Below are 14,941 nucleotides of genomic sequence, written 5' to 3'. Positions count from 1 at the left end.
TAAGTGAATTGGGAAAGCTGAGAAAGGAGGCACCTTCATGAATACGAAATCGCTCTTTGATACCAACCGCAAACACCTGACTGTCAGCCTGGTGGCTGCCGGCGTGTTCGCGGTGCCCATGCTGGTCGGTAACACCTATACACATAACCTGATGCCCGTGTCCGTGGCGCATGCCGCCTCCGATCATGGCCAAGGCGGTCAAGGCGGCCAGGGCGCGGGTGGTGCCATGAAGGGTCAGGGTGGCATCGGTGGCGCCGGCGGCGTCTCCGGCGGTCACCAGAGCATGGACGTGAACGACGTCCTGCGCGGCAAGGGTTCCGGTGGCCGTGATGCCGCTGGTGGAAGCGGACGGCCCGACGACAAGGGCCCGCCGGAAGGCGATGGTCCGACCGGCGACATGGGCGGCGGCAACCCCAACGCGGGCACCACCAAGGGCGATCTCTACGGCGATCTCTACGTGGTGCTACGCGACCAGTCAACGGGCTCGCCGATTCTGGACGATGAAGGACGCGTGCAGTTCCTCGATGCCGAGGGCAACGTGATTCCGTACCTCTCGGACGACCCCGAGGACGAGGGCTATACCGAGGTGGCCGACGAGGCCCTGCTGCAGGAAGTCGCCTTCGATCGCCTGAATCTGGCGCGGTCACCGCAGTCGGTTCTGAGTCACTCCCTCGACACGGCGCTCGAGACCATCGCCCTTGACGCCGATGGTGTGTTCGAGTTCGACGCAGCCGGCCGCATCGTGATCGAGGATGCCGACGGTGTGGTCTACACCATCGATTCTCCGCTGGAGAACCTGGCGCTCTACCAGGACGCCATGGTGCGACTGAACGACGACATCGACGGTAACGAGACGTTCACCCTGGACCAGACGGATTCCCTGCTGGCCGCGGCGGCGAGCAAGTTCGGCAACGTGAATCTCGATATGGTCGTCTACCTGAACACGATCCTGGGTCTGAACCGTAAGGTCACCGACCCCGACACGGGCGAGACCTCCATCGCGTGGGCCGATCTGGCGGACTTCAGCTACGACCGCTCCGATGCGTATGACGGAGTTACCGTGTCGTACCTGAGCGATCCGGAGGGCGACGGGACCTACATCACGGTCACCGAGCCGCTTCTGGATGCGGTGTTCGATGGCGAGACCGCAACGGGTGACGGCGCGGCCGGCTACGCGCAGTCGACGGATGACGCGCTTCAGGTCATCGAGTTCATCCACGAACCGATTCACTGAAGCACGTGGTGAGGTGGAATGGCTGGTAGCCACCTTGAAGGCCCCGTGATGACCGGGGCCTTCTTTTTGTGCTTCACCACGAGTCAATCCGCGATAGGCAATTGCCCGGGTAATCCATTGGGAGGCCCACATGAATACCGACAAGACAAAGACGTTGAATTTCAAACCGGTGGCGGCCGGCTTGCTTGCGGCGGGCCTGATGGCCGTGCCGCTGTTCACCGCCCCGGCCCATCTTGCGCCGTTCACGGCCATCGCGACCGTTCAGGCGGCCGAGGGTGGTCATTCCGGTGGGTACGCCGGCGGCGGGCGTTCGTCCGGCGGCGGACACGACACCGGTACCACGCACACCGATGACCACACGGACGATCACGCCGATAGCGATCACGGCAAGAAAGGCCCGGGCGGAAAGGGCGGCGCCGGTGGCAAGGGCGGTGGTCATGCCGGCGCCGGCAGCCAGCACCTGGTCGACAGCGTGTTTCGCGGTGGCGGGCGAGACAGCCTCGATCGTATTCAGGGCGGTTCGGCGGGCAAGGGCAGCCTGTACGGCGATCTGTACGTGATCCTGCGTGAAGCCGACGGCTCGCCTGACCTGGACGATCTCGGCCGCGTGCAGTTCATCGATGCCGCCGGCAACGTGATTGCCTACGCCTCGAACGACCCCGACGCGGAAGGCTTTACCGAGGTGGTCGACGAGTCGGCATTGCAGGAGGTCGAGTTCGAGCGGCTGAACGTCGGTCGCGCCCCGCCATCCGTGCTCGACCACGCCTTCGAAGAGGCGCTGCGCACACTGTCACTGGATGCCGATGGCGAACTGGAGACCGACGCCGCCGGCCGTCTCGTGGTGGTGGACGCCGAGGGCAACGAGTACACCATTGATTCGCCGCTGGCGAACCTGTCGCTCTATCGGGCGGCGCTGACCGATGGCAGCTGGACACTGCAGGATGCCGCGGTGTTCCTCGGGGGTGCCTCGTCCAAGACCAAGGCGATCACCACGGACACGGTGGTCTACCTGAACACCATCCTTGGCATCAACAACCCCGAGGACGGCTACTACGACTTGTCGGGATTCAATTACGACCGCAGCGGGGTTCACACCGGCAGCATCACCTACCTGACCGACCCGGATGGCGATGGGGTCTACGTCGAGCGGACCCAGTCGATACTGGATGCCGTGTTCGGCGGCTCGGGTTACAGCGGCACCGGCGCCGATGCCTTCGCCCAAGCCGCCGACGACGCCCGCGCGGTGATCGAGTTTACCCACGAGCCGATCCACTAAGAACGGCGGCGGTCGTTGGGCCATCGCGCCGCGTAGGAGCGCCTTCAGGCGCGATGGCCTGATGCTGCGACCCGTGGGTTTCGCGGCTAAAGCCGCTCCTGCAATCTAGGTGCTCGGACTCGTGGGGACGCGAAATTTAGGATGGATTCGTTTCGCGGAAATTCTGACGTAGGACGAAGGAGGCAAGGATGCCTACTGAGCAAATGCGCCATGGATGGCGTTTGCGTCGTGGTCGCGTGTCGATCCCCGGGCAGGTGTATTCGGTGACCCTCGTTACCCACGGACGATGGCCCGGGCTGGCGGATATATCGGTGGCGCGGCGCGTCATCGGCTGTCTGCGCGACATGGAGGAGATGGGCCATTCGGAAACGTTGGCCTTTTGCCTGATGCCGGATCACCTGCACTGGCGGTTTCGACTAGGACACGGCGATGATCTGTCTGTGGTGGTTGGACAGTTGAAGGGCCGCAGTGCACGTCATATCCCGCTGTTGCGCTGGCAGCGTGGCTTTCACGATCATGCGGTGCGCAATGACGAGGATCTGCGGCGACTGGCTCGCTACATTGTTTCCAATCCCGTTCGCGCGGGTCTGGTCCGTCGTGTGGGCGAGTATCCGCATTGGGATGCGGTCTGGTTGTGATCCGCCAGGGTCGCCGAAGGAGCGGCTTGAGGTGCAATGGGTTGATGTTGCCATCCCTGTGTTTCGTGGCTAAAGCCGCTCCTACGGGGGGTGATTGTTGTAGGAGCGCCTTCAGGCGCGATGGCTGGATGTTGGCAGCCGTGCGTTTCGCGGCTAAAGCCGCTCCTACGGGGGTTGGTCATCGATGTAGGAGCGCCTTCAGGCGCGATGGCTTGATGTTGGCAGTCGCGCGCTTCGCGGCTAAAGCCGCTCCTACGCTGACGGCTGGCCTTCCAGTCGGCGAATCCGTTCCTCGAGCGGCGGGTGGGTGTCGAACAGGCGCGCGCCGCCGGCACGGAACAGAAAGGCGTGGTTCATCTCCGCGGCGGCATCGGACTCCACGCGGGAAGACGCGCCGCCCTTGAGCTTCTCGAAGGCGCTCTTCAGCCCGTCCGGATAGCGGGTGAACTGCACGGCGGAGGCGTCGGCTAGGAATTCGCGCTGGCGGCTGACGGCCGCCTGCAGGATCCGACCGAAGAACACGGTCAAGAGGCCCACCAACGCGATGGCCGCCGCCCCAACCAGCATGGCGATGCGCAGGCGGGCATCCCGTCGTCCGGGCCCGACGCCGACGTGGAACCACCAGCGGGCGACGAAGAACAGGAAGGTAAAGCCGAACACCATCGCCGCCACGCGCACCGACAGCTTGATATCGCTGTTGGCGATGTGACCGAACTCGTGGGCGACCACCCCGGCCAGCTCGTCACGGCTGAGATGGTCGAGTGCCCCCTGTGTCACGGCCACCGCGGCGTTCTCCGGCTTGGTGCCGGCGGCAAAGGCATTGATACCCGACTCCTGATCGAGCACGAACACCCGCGGTCGGGGTAGGGAGGAGGCGATCGCCATCTCGTCGACCACGTTCAGGTACTGCCTTTCGGCCGGGCTGAGATTGGTCTCGCCCGCGCCGGTCAGCTCGCGACCGCCCAGCGACTTGGCCACCTTGGCGCCGTCCGATCGGGTGAACCAGCGAAAGAGGGTGACCAGGAGAATGCCGCCGCCGGTGAGGCCGGCGGCCCAGGCGAAGGCCTGCCAGGTGGCCTCTGCCGGGATCGTGGCCGAGCCGGTCGCCTGGTTTGCCTGGGCTTGTTCACCGAGCGTCAGCCCGAGCCACATCAGCCCGCCCACGGCCGCTGCGGCGACGATCAGGAGCAGCACGTAAAGGCCGACCAGTATCCGTGTCTGGCGTCTAGCCAGATCCTGCTGTTCGCGAAAGTCCATGGCAGATCAGCTCAGAAACTCACTTCGGGGGCTTTCTGGATGGCCTCGCTGTCCTCGAACTCGAGCAGCTGGGCATCCTCGCCATGGCCGACGAGCTTGCCGATCATCACCGGCGGGAAGGAGCGTCGGTACTCGTTGTACTTCTGGACCAGGTCGTTGAAGGCCTGGCGTGCGTAGGCGACGCGGTTTTCGGTGGTCGCCAGTTCCTCTGACAATTGGCGCATGTTGGCATCGGCCTTGAGGTCCGGGTAGGCCTCGAAGGTGGCGTTTAATCGGCCCAGGCCGCTGGTGAGCGCCGATTCCGCCTGGGAAAGCAGATCCATGGTCTCCGCGTTGCCCGGTCGGTCATGGGCGGCGTCGACGGCCTTCTCGGCCGCGGCGCGTGCCTCGGTGACTTCCTTGAGGACCGAGGCTTCGTGGTCCATGTAACCCTTGGCCGTGTTGACCAGGTTGGGAATCAGGTCGTGGCGGCGCTTGAGCTGCGTCTCGATCTGCGCGAAGCCGTTCTCGTACTGGGTCTGGTAGGAGGTGAGCTTGTTGTAGACGTAAATCACATAGATGACGGCAATCGCTACCAGCGCGATCACGATCCAGGTTTCGATTCCCATGGCGGCATTCTCCTTGGCTGAGCGCGACGGATGGTCGCGGGCCGGCTGACCCTATTTGGATGGACCGGGGCAGTGTACCGCGCTGATTGCTCACGAGGCGGCTTTGTCTGAAGGTCGTATTGTCGGACGCGGTGACGCTCGCTCTCGCCCTGGCCGTGCCAGCCCGCGTTGGCGATAAAGACGGGTGGCGGGATGGTGGGCCGTTCTTCCCGAGGCTGATCCGGGCTGATCCGGGGCTGATCCGGGGCTGATCCGGGGCTGACTCCGGTGCCGCGCGGGCGTCCAGTCCCCGGTCAACATTTCCGAGGTAATGTCGCAGAGGGGGTCAGTCGGTCCGCCGATGCCGAAGGAACAACGCCTCGCCGGCGAGAATGATGAGCATGCCCGCCACGGCGATGGCGACGACCAGCGGATCGTTCTCGATCTTGACCCAGAGAAAGCCGCCCAGCGCGAGCAAATCGAGGCCGATGGCCACGGCGAGGATGCCGCGATTGGCCTTTACCTCGCGATGCAGGTGTCGCAGCACGCCCCAGTGGATCGCGATGTCCATCACGAGGTAGAAGATAATGCCGAGCGAGGCGATCCGTGAGAGGTCGAAAAACGCGGTCAGGATCAGGCCCAGCACGACGGTGTAGACGAGGGTGTGCTTCTGGATGCTGCCGGGCATGCCGAAATGGCTGTGCGGCACCAGCTTCATTTCGGTGAGCATCGCCAGCATGCGCGAGACGGCGAAGATGCTGGCGACGATCCCGCCGGCCGTGGCGATGATCGCGAGGATGACCGTGAACCAAAGCCCCCATTCGCCAGCGACCGGGCGGGCGGCGGCCGCGAGCGAGTAGTCGCGACTCTCGATGATCTCCGGCAGGGAGAGGTTGATGGCCACGGCGGTTCCGACCAGGGCGTAGATGCCAACGCAGAGCAGGATCGAAATCACGATGGCCCGACCGACATTGCGGTGCGGATCGGTGATTTCCGAGCCGCTGTTGGTGATGGTGGTAAAGCCCTTGAAGGCGAGAATGCCCAGCGCGGTGGCGGCGAGAAAGCCGCTGATGCTGGCTTCGGGGCCGCCGCCGCTGCCGTCAGGGATGGAGAAGGTGTCGGCAGCGAGCACCCCCACCACCCCGAAGAGCACGATGCCGCCGATCTTGATCAGACCGATCCAGGAGGCGAATTCCTCGATCAGCCGATTGCCGGAGAGATTGATCAGGAAGGCGAACAGCAGCAATCCCACGCCGAGCGTCGGGACCAACATGTCGATGTTGGCGACGTCGAACAGCTGCAACGTATAGGAGCCGAAGGTGCGCGCCAGGAAGCTCTGCGCGATAACCATCGAGAAGTACATCAGCAGGGCGTGAAACGCAGTCGTCAGGCCCTTGCCGTAGGCCTTCTCGAGGTACATGGCGATACCGCCCGCCGAGGGGAACGCGTTCGACATCTTGACGTAGCTGTAGGCACTGAATCCGACGATTACCGCGGCGGCGATAAAGGCGAGCGGGAACAATGGGCCGGCGATTTCGGCCATCTGACCGGTCAGCGCGAATATCCCGGCCCCGATCATCACCCCGGTGCCGAGTGCGATGGCCCCGATCAGGCTGAGGCTGTTCTCGCGGTACTGCGGGGTTCGGTCGTCGTGGTCCACCATGAACACCTCGAAAAAGCGTCCGGAAACCCTTTCTGACGCAAAACGCGCAAGGACTGCTATACCCATCCTAGACGTCGCAAAGATATAACGTCGTCATCAGGGCGGCAGTCACCAGGAGAGGGTTCGTCGGGATGCCGCTGGGAGCCTTGTTCACATTGGCGCTGTTGCCGCTGGCGACGGTCTTCGTGCTGCTGGTCGTGCGGCGATGGCCCGCCTGGCGAGCGATGCCGGTCGCCTGGCTGATGACGGTCGTCCTCGCGCTGCTGGTCTGGCGAACCGAGCCGGCCGTTGCGGCCGCGGCGAGCATGCATGGCGTGGTGACGGCGCTGAACATCCTCACGATTGTGTTCGGCGCCATCCTGCTGCTCTACACCTTGCGGGAATCCGGCGCGATCGAGTCGATCCGGGCGGGGTTCGTGAGCATCTCGCCCGATCGTCGCGTGCAGGCGATCATCGTGGCGTGGCTGTTCGGCGGGTTGCTGGAGGGCGCCGCCGGATTCGGCACGCCGGCGGCCATCGCGGCACCGCTGCTGGTGGCGATCGGTTTTCCCGCCATGGCCGCGGTGCTCTCTGCACTGATCGTCCAGTCGACCCCGGTCTCCTTCGGTGCGGTGGGCACGCCGCTGCTCGTGGGCGTGAATGCAGGGCTGACGGGGCATCCGTCGGTCGAAGCACTGCTCGATGTGCCCCTGTTTCCGGACTATCTCGATCAAATCACCCTGTATGCGGCCGTGATCAACACGGTGGTGGGTGTGCTGATGCCGTTGATCATGGTGGCCGTCCTTACCCGATTCTTCGGTGCCTCGCGCTCGTTTCGCGAAGGCCTGGCGGCCTGGCCGTTCGCGCTGTTCGCCGGATTGGCGTTCACCGTGCCTCACCTGGCCGTCGCGGCATGGCTGGGCCCCGAGTTTCCCTCGTTGGTGGGCGGAATGGTCGGCCTGTTGATCGTGGTGACGGCCGCCCGACGGGGGTTTCTGGTGCCACGGCACGTGTTCGACTTCGAGCCGCGCGATCGATGGCAGCCGGACTGGGTCAGCCGCCTTCAGGACGAGCTCCAGGCCTTGCCGATTGGGTCACGGATGCCCCTTTGGCAGGCATGGCTGCCCTACGTCCTCGTGGTCGGCTTGCTGGTGTTGAGTCGTGCCGTGACGCCCCTGCGCGAGTGGCTGCAATCACCGGCCCTGACGCTGGAGTGGCCAGGTATCTTCGGCACCGAGGTTGGGACGTCGGCGCAGCCGTTCTACCTGCCCGGTTTCATCCTGGTCGTGGTCTCCCTGCTGACCTTTTTCCTTCACCGCATGCATCAACGCCCCGGCTCGTACGCGCGAGCGTGGCGTCAGTCGGGGCGTGTGCTGTTCTCTGCGGCGCTGGCCCTGGCGTTCGCCGTGCCCATGGTTCAGGTCTTCATACACTCGGGGCAGGCCTCACCCTACGCCAGCATGCCCTTGGTGCTTGCCGAGGGGGTCTCGTGGCTGGCCGGACCGTTCTGGCCGCTGTTCGCGCCGTTGATCGGCGCCACCGGATCGTTCATGGCGGGATCGGCGACGATCAGCAACATGATGTTCTCGCTGTTCCAGTTTGCCTCGGCCGATTCGATCGGCCTGGGATCGGCGGGGGCGGCCTGGGTCGTTGCCTTGCAGGTGGTCGGCGGGGCGGCAGGCAACATGATCTGTGTCCACAACGTCGTCGCCGCCTCGGCGACCGTGGGGCTGGTGGGTCGGGAGGGCGACCTGATCCGCAAGGCCCTGATCCCACTGGGATACTATGTCCTGGCGGCCGGGACGCTTGGCATGGCGTTGATCGTGGGCGGCATCAATCCCTGGTACGGCGGATGGCTGCTGGTGGTCCTGGCGATGCTGGTTTTCATGAGGTTCGGGCGATCGCCACGGTGACGTGATCGCCTGTCGCCCGGTGGTTTTTGGCACACTGCACGCTTGGTTCATTGATGGGAATACGCATGTCCTGGATTGGTAAAGCGGTGGGGGCCGGGCTGGGCTTCTGGATATTCGGTTGGATCGGGGCCGGGATCGGACTGCTGCTCGGCCACTTTCTCGACCGATTCCTCGGCCGGATCAAGCGGGTCGGTGGGCGCTTGCTGGAGGTGCAGAAAACCTTCTTCGAGACGACCTTCACCGTGCTCGGTTATGTCTGCAAGGCCGATGGACAGGTCACGCAGGCGGAGATTCGCGCCGCCGAGCAGATCATGACGCAGATGCGCCTGACCAAGGTGAGGCGCAGACAGGCGATCGAGGCCTTCAATCGGGGCAAGGCCAGTGATTTTGATCCGGACGAGATCATTCGTCGCTTCGTGCGCGTTTGCGGCAGCCAGCCGACGTTGCTGCGCGTCTTTCTCGAGATTCAGATCCAGGCGGCGTTCGCCGATGGCCAGATTGCGCCAGCCGAGCGCGAGGCGTTGCTGCGTATCGCCCATGCGCTGGGGGTGTCGGATGCCGACTTCTCCCGGCTGGAGGCGCTGTTGGCCGGGCACTACCAGCGTGGCCCCGGCGCCCCGACCACGGCCGCGGCCCTGGACAATGCCTATCAGGCGCTGGGAGTGGAGCGCTCGGCGACCGATGCCGAGGTCAAGCGGGCCTATCGCAAGTTGATGAGCGAGCATCACCCGGACAAGCTGATTGCCAAGGGGCTGCCGGATTCGATGGTCGAACTGGCCAAGGAGCGCAGCCAGGAAATCCAGAACGCCTACGAGACCGTCCGTCGTTCGCGGCAGGCACAAGGCTGAAAACGCGTTTTTACAAGAAAGGAGTGACGTGATGACCGGTTTGCTGATGGTAATCCACCTGCTGTCCGCGGTTCTGTGGATCGGTGGGGTCTTCTACGCCTACGTGATCCTGCGCCCGTCGGTAGGGTTTCTTTCCGGCCCCGAGCGGATATCGCTCTGGGATCGGGTGTTTACGCGCTTTTTCCGCTGGGTGTGGGTACTGATTGCCGCCCTGTTGATCAGTGGCTACGGGATGCTGTTCTCGAGCTTCGGCGGGTTCGGCTCGCCGGGCTACCTGCACGGAATGCAGCTGTTCGGTTGGCTGACGATCATCACGTTCGCCGTGCTTGCCTTCGGGCCCTACCGGCAACTGCATCTCGCGGTGGCGGCCGAGGACTGGTCGCGCGGCGGGGAGATGATTCCGCGCATACGTCGGCTGGTGCACATCATCATGTGGCTGGGCCTGGTGAGCATCGCGATCGGTGGGGGCGGTGCCTTCCTGTGATGATCGCTACCGTTTGAAAGTGCGCCGGGCTAGGGGCTATTGTGTTGGGTGGTCTCTTTTCACGACACGATTTCACATACGGAATCAAGGAGTTCGCGCATGACCATGTATCGTCCCGAGAAAGCCGATGAGTTGATCCGGACCGCCCAGGCGATGGTCGCCCCCGGCAAGGGCATCCTGGCCATCGACGAGAGCAACGGCACCTGCAACAAGCGGTTCGAGGCCGTCGGCATCGACGCCACCGAGCAAAAGCGGCGCGAGTACCGTGAACTGCTGCTGACCACGCCGAGCCTGGAGGAATACGTCAGCGGCGCGATCCTCTACGACGAGACCATCCGCCAGTCCACCGGCGACGGCAAGTCGTTCATCGACGTGATGCGCGAGCGCGGCCAGGTGGTCGGCATCAAGGTCGACACCGGTGCCAAGCCGCTGGCGGGCTCGGATGGCGAGAAGGTCACCGAGGGCCTCGACGGCTTGCGTGAGCGTCTGGCCGAGTACTACGGGATGGGCGCGCGCTTTGCCAAGTGGCGGGCGGTGATCGCGATCGACACCGCCAAGGGCCTGCCGACCCGAGGCTGCATCGAGGCCAATGCCCACGCCTTGGCGCGCTATGCTGCCTTGTGCCAGGAGGCTGGTCTGGTGCCGATTATCGAGCCGGAGGTGCTGATCGACGGTGATCACGACATCGCCACCTGCGAGCGGGTCACCGAGGAGGAGCTCAACGAGGTCTTCCGTCAGCTTTATCACCAGAACGTCATGCTCGAGGGCGTGATCCTCAAGACCAGCATGGTGATCTCGGCCAAGAATGCCTCGAACCGGGCGGGCGTCGACGAAGTGGCCGACCGCACGGTCGAGACCCTGTTGCGTACCGTCCCGGCGGCGCTGGGTGGCGTGGTGTTCCTCTCCGGCGGGCAGGGCGTCGAGGAATCGAGCGCGCATCTCAACGCCATGCACACCCGCCACGGCGATCGCCTGCCGTGGCCGCTGACCTTCTCCTACGCCCGCGCCATCCAGGGTCCGGCGCTCGACTACTGGAAGGGCGAGCCGGGTAACGTGGCGGAGGCCCAGCAGCGTGCGCTCGAGCGGGCCAAGTTCAACGGCCTGGCAAGCCTCGGCAAGTACAGCGAGGACATGGAAAGCGCCTGATTCCGGCAGCCAGCCGAATGGACACAAGGATCCCGCCGACTCGGCGGGATTTTTTTGGTTTCCGGATTGCCGTTCCGGCGACGTCCCGGTTGCCCACCTCAGGGGTGGGCATCGTACGGCCGTTCGCGGATCACGATCAGCCCTGCGGCAATGATGATCAGGCCGCCGAGGATGGTGAACGCGTCCGGCCACTCGGCGAATATCAACCAGCCGAGCAACGTGGCGCCGAAGATCTCGAGGTATTGCAGCGGGGCGAGCAGGCTGGCATCGCTGCGGGCGAAGGCCATCGCGATCAGGACGTGAGCGAACGCGGCGAGCAGCCCGGCGATGGCCAGCCAGAACCATTCATGCGTGGCCGGCATGTCCCAGCGGGCGAGCGACCAGTCCAGGCCGGCGCCCAGGAGCATGAAGGCCAGCATGACCAGCGAGGCGGCGGCCCCGACCCAGAATTGAAGCACCAGGGCATCGCGGGGCCGAGGTGCGTCGGCCCAGGCCCGCGTTGCGGTCAGGTAGCCGGCATAGCAGGCGGCCGCGGCGATCGGCAGTAGGGAGGCGAGCCCGTAGGCACTCCAGTTGGGACGCAGGATGACCACGGCACCGACCAGCCCGCCAAGGACGCCGATCCAGCGCCTGGCGGTGATGCGCTCGCCCAGGAACAGGGCGGAGAAGATGACCAGGATCAGGGGTTCGACGAAGAACAGCGCGATATTGTTGGCCAGCGGCAAATGGGCCAGCCCCCAGAAGAGGAACAGGATCGAGGCGGCAATCAGCGCACCCAGTAAGAGATGGATTGGCTGCAGTCGCCCACCGCGCCAGTACATGGCAACAAAGGGCAGCAGGAAGAGGGTCTGGAACACGAACCGTAGCCACGCAATCTCGCCCACGGACAACGCGGTCGACAGCCACTTGGCGATGGTGTCCGACATCGGGATGGTCAACACGGCAAGGGCCATCAGGATCAGGCCCAGGCGGTGATGGTGTTGGTTCTCGGTCATGGTGCACCTTTGTATCGGGACGGCTCTGCACGAGCCCGGTGTCACGTAAGCCCGGTAACGGTGTCCATGCCGGCAACGGTGTCCTTGGCGGGTTCGTGCGGTTTTAGTTAGGTAGCTATACAAACTAACACGCCGGGTCGAATAAGGACACCGATAGACGTGCTTGTGCTCGTTGCCTACAGTCCAGTGAGAACCTTTACCTGCCCGACGCCGATCTCATGCCGGGACGACGTGGGCCCTGAGCATTGATATCGAGGAGATCAGACCGAAATGAGCGAACTGGCTACGAATCGCTGTGAGGCCTGCCGGGCCGATGCGCCGAAGCTGGACGATGACGAAATCACCGCACTGCAGAAGGAACTGCAGGATGACTGGCAGGTGATCACCCGCGACGGGGTGCGTCAGCTCGAGCGCGTGTTTCGTTTTGACGATTTTGCGAGTGCCCTGGCGTTTACCAACGCCGTGGGCGAAATTGCCGAGGCGGAAGGCCATCACCCCGCTCTGCTGACCGAGTGGGGTCGGGCGACCGTCACCTGGTGGAGCCACAAGATTCGCGGCCTGCATCGCAACGACTTCATCATGGCCGCGCGCACCGACAAGCTGGCCACCGAGCACTAGGCGCGGACCGCTTGGCTAGTAGTGCGATGGGTCGATCAAAAAAACCGGCCGGCTCGCTATGCGCCGGGCCGGTTTTCCGGTTCGACCAACGTCTCGATCAGTCGAGTTCGAAGGTGATCTTGGCGTTGATGCGGTACTTGGTGATGCGGTTGTCCTCGACCTTGGCCTCGAAGTCCTTGATGTAGATCGACTTGATGCCGTGGACACTGCGACTCGCCTTGGCAATCGCCTGGTCGGCCGCATCCTCCCAGGACTTGTCGGATTCGGCGAGGACCTCGATGACCTTCAACATGTCGTTGCTCATGGCTCACCTCCTGTCTGTCGGGTTTGGCTCCTACCATCAGTAGCTTAGACAACGAAGCCGGGTGTCGTACGAGAGCGTGTGGTCGCGCGGCATCCGGTCGCTGGGCTATCATTTCCCGGCTAACGTGAGGAGGGAATTGATGCGCGGCCAGGTCGGGTGTGAAACGAATCAGGGAAGATCGGCGTGATCGACTGGTTGCTCGCGCCGTGGCAGGCCTTCCTGAGCGCCTCGCCGGTCATGCAGGCACTGGTCGCCACCCTGTTTACATGGGGCATGACCGCTGCCGGTGCGCTGCCCGTCTTCTTCACCGACCGGGAAAATCGACGTCTGCTCGATATCCTGTTGGGTTTCACCGGCGGGGTGATGATTGCCGCCAGTTTCTGGTCCTTGCTGGCCCCGTCGATCGAGATGGCCGGTGACTTGTCCGTGCCGGCCTGGTTCCCGGCGGCGGTCGGGTTTGCATTGGGCGCGGCGTTCCTGCGCGGCGCAGACCTGGTCCTGCCGCATCTGCACCTCAATGCGCCGATGCACGAGGCAGAGGGCGTGCCGACCACCTGGCGGCGGACGACCTTGCTGGTTCTCGCAATCACGCTGCACAACATTCCCGAAGGCCTCGCCGTCGGGGTGGCCTTCGGCGCGCTGGCCTACGGCTTTGATCACGCGAGCCTTGGCGGCGCGATTGCCTTGGCCGTGGGCATCGGGATTCAGAATTTTCCCGAGGGCATGGCCGTGGCCATGCCGCTGCGCCGCGAGGGGATGAGCCGGAGAAAGAGTTTCTGGTACGGCCAGCTATCCGGGGTGGTCGAACCGATCGCGGGGGTGATCGGCGCGGCCGCGGTGCTGTTCTGGCAACCCATCCTGCCCTACGCGCTGGCCTTTGCCGCCGGGGCGATGATCTTCGTGGTGGTCGAGGAGGTGATTCCCGAGGCCCAGCGCAGCGGTCACGCCGATGACGCCACGCTGGGCGTCATCGGCGGGTTTATCCTGATGATGGTGCTGGACGTGGCCCTGGGTTAATACTCCCGCCTCGGCTAGAACCAGCGCCGTCGCTTGAGCCAGATGCCCAGCCCGGCACCGATGCCGACGATCACCAGCATGACCCACCAGAACCCCATCGGGGTCTCCACCCAGGGCATGCCGCCGACGTTGATGCCGAACAACCCGGTGACAAAGCCCAGCGGCAGGAAGATGGCGGCGACGATCGAGAGCAGATACATGCGGGCGTTGAGCTGGTCCGACAGCCGCGTGAGCAATTGTTCGTGGATCATCGCACCACGCTCGCGGGCCATGTCGAGATCTTCGACCAGGCGGGTGAGGGCATCGGCCTGTTCGCGGATGCGGCGCCCATCCAGGCCGGCGAGCAGGGGGCGGTTGATCGATGACAGGCGGGCCAGCGCGTCCCGTTGCGGGGCAAGATAGCGGCGAATGACGATGATCGTGCGGCGGATTTCGCCAATGCGGCCCCGTAGCTTTCGATCGGCCCCATCGAGAAGCTGCGCCTCCAACTCGTCGATTTCCTCTTCGATCGATTCGATCAGCTCGTCGGTGCGCTCGGCCAGCCCCTCCATCAACGCCATCATCAGGTCGGCCAGCGTGGCCGGGCCGGTGCCTTGCTCCAATTGTTGCACGATCCCCTCGACGGTACGCAGCGGGAAACGCGAGGTGCTGATCAGGCGCTCGCCGTCGAACCACAGTCGCAGCGAGATCATGTCCTCGGGGCGGCTGCCGGCGTTGAGGTTCACACCCCGCAGGATCAGGAGCAGGCCGTTGTCGTGCTCGACCACCCTGGGACGGGTGTCCTCGGCCAGCAGGCTGTCGGCGACCAGCTCGTCGACGCCGGCCTCCCGCTCGAGCCATTCCCGGTCGTCGGCGTCCTCCCAGTTGAATCGAATCCAGGTGCCGGCGGGCTTTTGATGCGGCCCGACCCGGCCGCCGCTGCCATCCAGGCGAATCCCCTGACGCGTGCTCATCCGTGGCCGTCCTCCCTCGACGTGGTTGT

At 64.5% G+C, this 14,941-nt stretch carries 15 protein-coding genes; 9 read left to right on the top strand and 6 right to left on the bottom strand.

Annotated elements, in window-relative coordinates; genetic code table 11:
• The first annotated feature begins 37 nt into the window (after positions 1–37).
• From SR882_RS07630 to SR882_RS07620, 3 genes are all read left to right on the top strand, one after another.
• Entirely contained in the window at positions 38–1,234 is a 1,197-nt protein-coding gene (locus tag SR882_RS07630; protein ID WP_322520659.1) for a hypothetical protein, read from the top strand.
• Positions 1,235–1,364: 130 nt separating this feature from the next.
• The gene (locus SR882_RS07625; RefSeq protein ID WP_322520658.1) at positions 1,365–2,510 is read left to right on the top strand and encodes a hypothetical protein; all 1,146 of its coding nucleotides are present in this window, start codon (positions 1,365–1,367) and stop codon (positions 2,508–2,510) included.
• Positions 2,511–2,698: 188 nt separating this feature from the next.
• The gene (locus SR882_RS07620; RefSeq protein WP_322520657.1) at positions 2,699–3,148 is read left to right on the top strand and encodes an REP-associated tyrosine transposase; all 450 of its coding nucleotides are present in this window, start codon (positions 2,699–2,701) and stop codon (positions 3,146–3,148) included.
• A gap of 252 nt (positions 3,149–3,400) precedes the next feature.
• Here the strand turns inward: SR882_RS07620 and SR882_RS07615 are convergent, their stop codons facing one another.
• From SR882_RS07615 to SR882_RS07605, 3 genes are all read right to left on the bottom strand, one after another.
• On the bottom strand, positions 3,401–4,405 hold the full coding sequence (locus tag SR882_RS07615) for a M48 family metallopeptidase (RefSeq protein WP_322520656.1): 1,005 nt from the start codon (positions 4,403–4,405) through the stop codon (positions 3,401–3,403).
• An 11-nt stretch (positions 4,406–4,416) separates the two neighbouring features.
• Entirely contained in the window at positions 4,417–5,013 is a 597-nt protein-coding gene (locus SR882_RS07610; RefSeq protein WP_322520655.1) for a LemA family protein, read from the bottom strand.
• A gap of 325 nt (positions 5,014–5,338) precedes the next feature.
• A complete protein-coding gene (locus SR882_RS07605; RefSeq protein ID WP_322520654.1) occupies positions 5,339–6,655 on the bottom strand; it encodes an APC family permease in 1,317 nt (438 codons plus the stop codon).
• Positions 6,656–6,786: 131 nt separating this feature from the next.
• Between SR882_RS07605 and SR882_RS07600 the strand changes: the two genes are divergently transcribed.
• The 4 genes from SR882_RS07600 (at position 6,787) to SR882_RS07585 (ending at position 11,025) form a co-directional block, all read left to right on the top strand.
• Positions 6,787–8,547: an L-lactate permease gene (locus SR882_RS07600; RefSeq protein WP_322520653.1), complete on the top strand. Its 1,761-nt coding sequence runs from the start codon at positions 6,787–6,789 to the stop codon at positions 8,545–8,547.
• Positions 8,548–8,612: 65 nt separating this feature from the next.
• Positions 8,613–9,395: a co-chaperone DjlA gene (gene djlA, locus SR882_RS07595; RefSeq protein ID WP_322520652.1), complete on the top strand. Its 783-nt coding sequence runs from the start codon at positions 8,613–8,615 to the stop codon at positions 9,393–9,395.
• A 31-nt stretch (positions 9,396–9,426) separates the two neighbouring features.
• Positions 9,427–9,879, top strand: coding sequence for a CopD family protein (locus SR882_RS07590; RefSeq protein ID WP_322520651.1), 453 nt, complete (start codon positions 9,427–9,429; stop codon positions 9,877–9,879).
• A gap of 105 nt (positions 9,880–9,984) precedes the next feature.
• Positions 9,985–11,025, top strand: a complete 1,041-nt coding sequence (locus SR882_RS07585) for a class I fructose-bisphosphate aldolase (RefSeq protein WP_322522403.1) — start codon at positions 9,985–9,987, stop codon at positions 11,023–11,025.
• Positions 11,026–11,123: 98 nt separating this feature from the next.
• On the opposite strand, the gene SR882_RS07580 is transcribed toward SR882_RS07585, so the two are convergent.
• Entirely contained in the window at positions 11,124–12,020 is an 897-nt protein-coding gene (locus SR882_RS07580) for a DMT family transporter (RefSeq protein WP_322520650.1), read from the bottom strand.
• A gap of 270 nt (positions 12,021–12,290) precedes the next feature.
• Between SR882_RS07580 and SR882_RS07575 the strand changes: the two genes are divergently transcribed.
• Positions 12,291–12,638 carry a 4a-hydroxytetrahydrobiopterin dehydratase gene (locus SR882_RS07575; protein ID WP_322520649.1) on the top strand — a complete coding sequence of 116 codons (348 nt, stop codon included), beginning with the start codon at positions 12,291–12,293 and terminating at the stop codon, positions 12,636–12,638.
• 97 nt (positions 12,639–12,735) lie between these two features.
• Here the strand turns inward: SR882_RS07575 and SR882_RS07570 are convergent, their stop codons facing one another.
• A complete protein-coding gene (locus tag SR882_RS07570; protein ID WP_322520648.1) occupies positions 12,736–12,942 on the bottom strand; it encodes a dodecin family protein in 207 nt (68 codons plus the stop codon).
• A 183-nt stretch (positions 12,943–13,125) separates the two neighbouring features.
• On the opposite strand from SR882_RS07570, the gene SR882_RS07565 reads away from it, so the two are divergent.
• Complete coding sequence (locus SR882_RS07565) at positions 13,126–13,959, top strand: ZIP family metal transporter (RefSeq protein ID WP_322520647.1); 834 nt, start codon at positions 13,126–13,128, stop codon at positions 13,957–13,959.
• A 14-nt stretch (positions 13,960–13,973) separates the two neighbouring features.
• Here the strand turns inward: SR882_RS07565 and SR882_RS07560 are convergent, their stop codons facing one another.
• Entirely contained in the window at positions 13,974–14,912 is a 939-nt protein-coding gene (locus SR882_RS07560; RefSeq protein WP_322520646.1) for a zinc transporter ZntB, read from the bottom strand.
• Positions 14,913–14,941: the final 29 nt, after the last annotated feature.

The organism is Guyparkeria halophila (assembly GCF_034479635.1).
Lineage (GTDB): Bacteria > Pseudomonadota > Gammaproteobacteria > Halothiobacillales > Halothiobacillaceae > Guyparkeria > Guyparkeria halophila.
This window is presented reverse-complemented; position numbering and strand designations above follow the sequence as displayed.

What these genes read in the sequence shown, in the direction of transcription:
- SR882_RS07630 (WP_322520659.1), top strand. Translation starts at nt 38, where the DNA reads ATGAATACGAAATCGCTCTTTGATACCAACCGCAAACACCTGACTGTC.
- SR882_RS07625 (WP_322520658.1), top strand. Translation starts at nt 1,365, where the DNA reads ATGAATACCGACAAGACAAAGACGTTGAATTTCAAACCGGTGGCGGCC.
- SR882_RS07620 (WP_322520657.1), top strand. Translation starts at nt 2,699, where the DNA reads ATGCCTACTGAGCAAATGCGCCATGGATGGCGTTTGCGTCGTGGTCGC.
- SR882_RS07615 (WP_322520656.1), bottom strand. Translation starts at nt 4,405, where the DNA reads ATGGACTTTCGCGAACAGCAGGATCTGGCTAGACGCCAGACACGGATA.
- SR882_RS07610 (WP_322520655.1), bottom strand. Translation starts at nt 5,013, where the DNA reads ATGGGAATCGAAACCTGGATCGTGATCGCGCTGGTAGCGATTGCCGTC.
- SR882_RS07605 (WP_322520654.1), bottom strand. Translation starts at nt 6,655, where the DNA reads ATGGTGGACCACGACGACCGAACCCCGCAGTACCGCGAGAACAGCCTC.
- SR882_RS07600 (WP_322520653.1), top strand. Translation starts at nt 6,787, where the DNA reads ATGCCGCTGGGAGCCTTGTTCACATTGGCGCTGTTGCCGCTGGCGACG.
- djlA (WP_322520652.1), top strand. Translation starts at nt 8,613, where the DNA reads ATGTCCTGGATTGGTAAAGCGGTGGGGGCCGGGCTGGGCTTCTGGATA.
- SR882_RS07590 (WP_322520651.1), top strand. Translation starts at nt 9,427, where the DNA reads ATGACCGGTTTGCTGATGGTAATCCACCTGCTGTCCGCGGTTCTGTGG.
- SR882_RS07585 (WP_322522403.1), top strand. Translation starts at nt 9,985, where the DNA reads ATGTATCGTCCCGAGAAAGCCGATGAGTTGATCCGGACCGCCCAGGCG.
- SR882_RS07580 (WP_322520650.1), bottom strand. Translation starts at nt 12,020, where the DNA reads ATGACCGAGAACCAACACCATCACCGCCTGGGCCTGATCCTGATGGCC.
- SR882_RS07575 (WP_322520649.1), top strand. Translation starts at nt 12,291, where the DNA reads ATGAGCGAACTGGCTACGAATCGCTGTGAGGCCTGCCGGGCCGATGCG.
- SR882_RS07570 (WP_322520648.1), bottom strand. Translation starts at nt 12,942, where the DNA reads ATGAGCAACGACATGTTGAAGGTCATCGAGGTCCTCGCCGAATCCGAC.
- SR882_RS07560 (WP_322520646.1), bottom strand. Translation starts at nt 14,912, where the DNA reads ATGAGCACGCGTCAGGGGATTCGCCTGGATGGCAGCGGCGGCCGGGTC.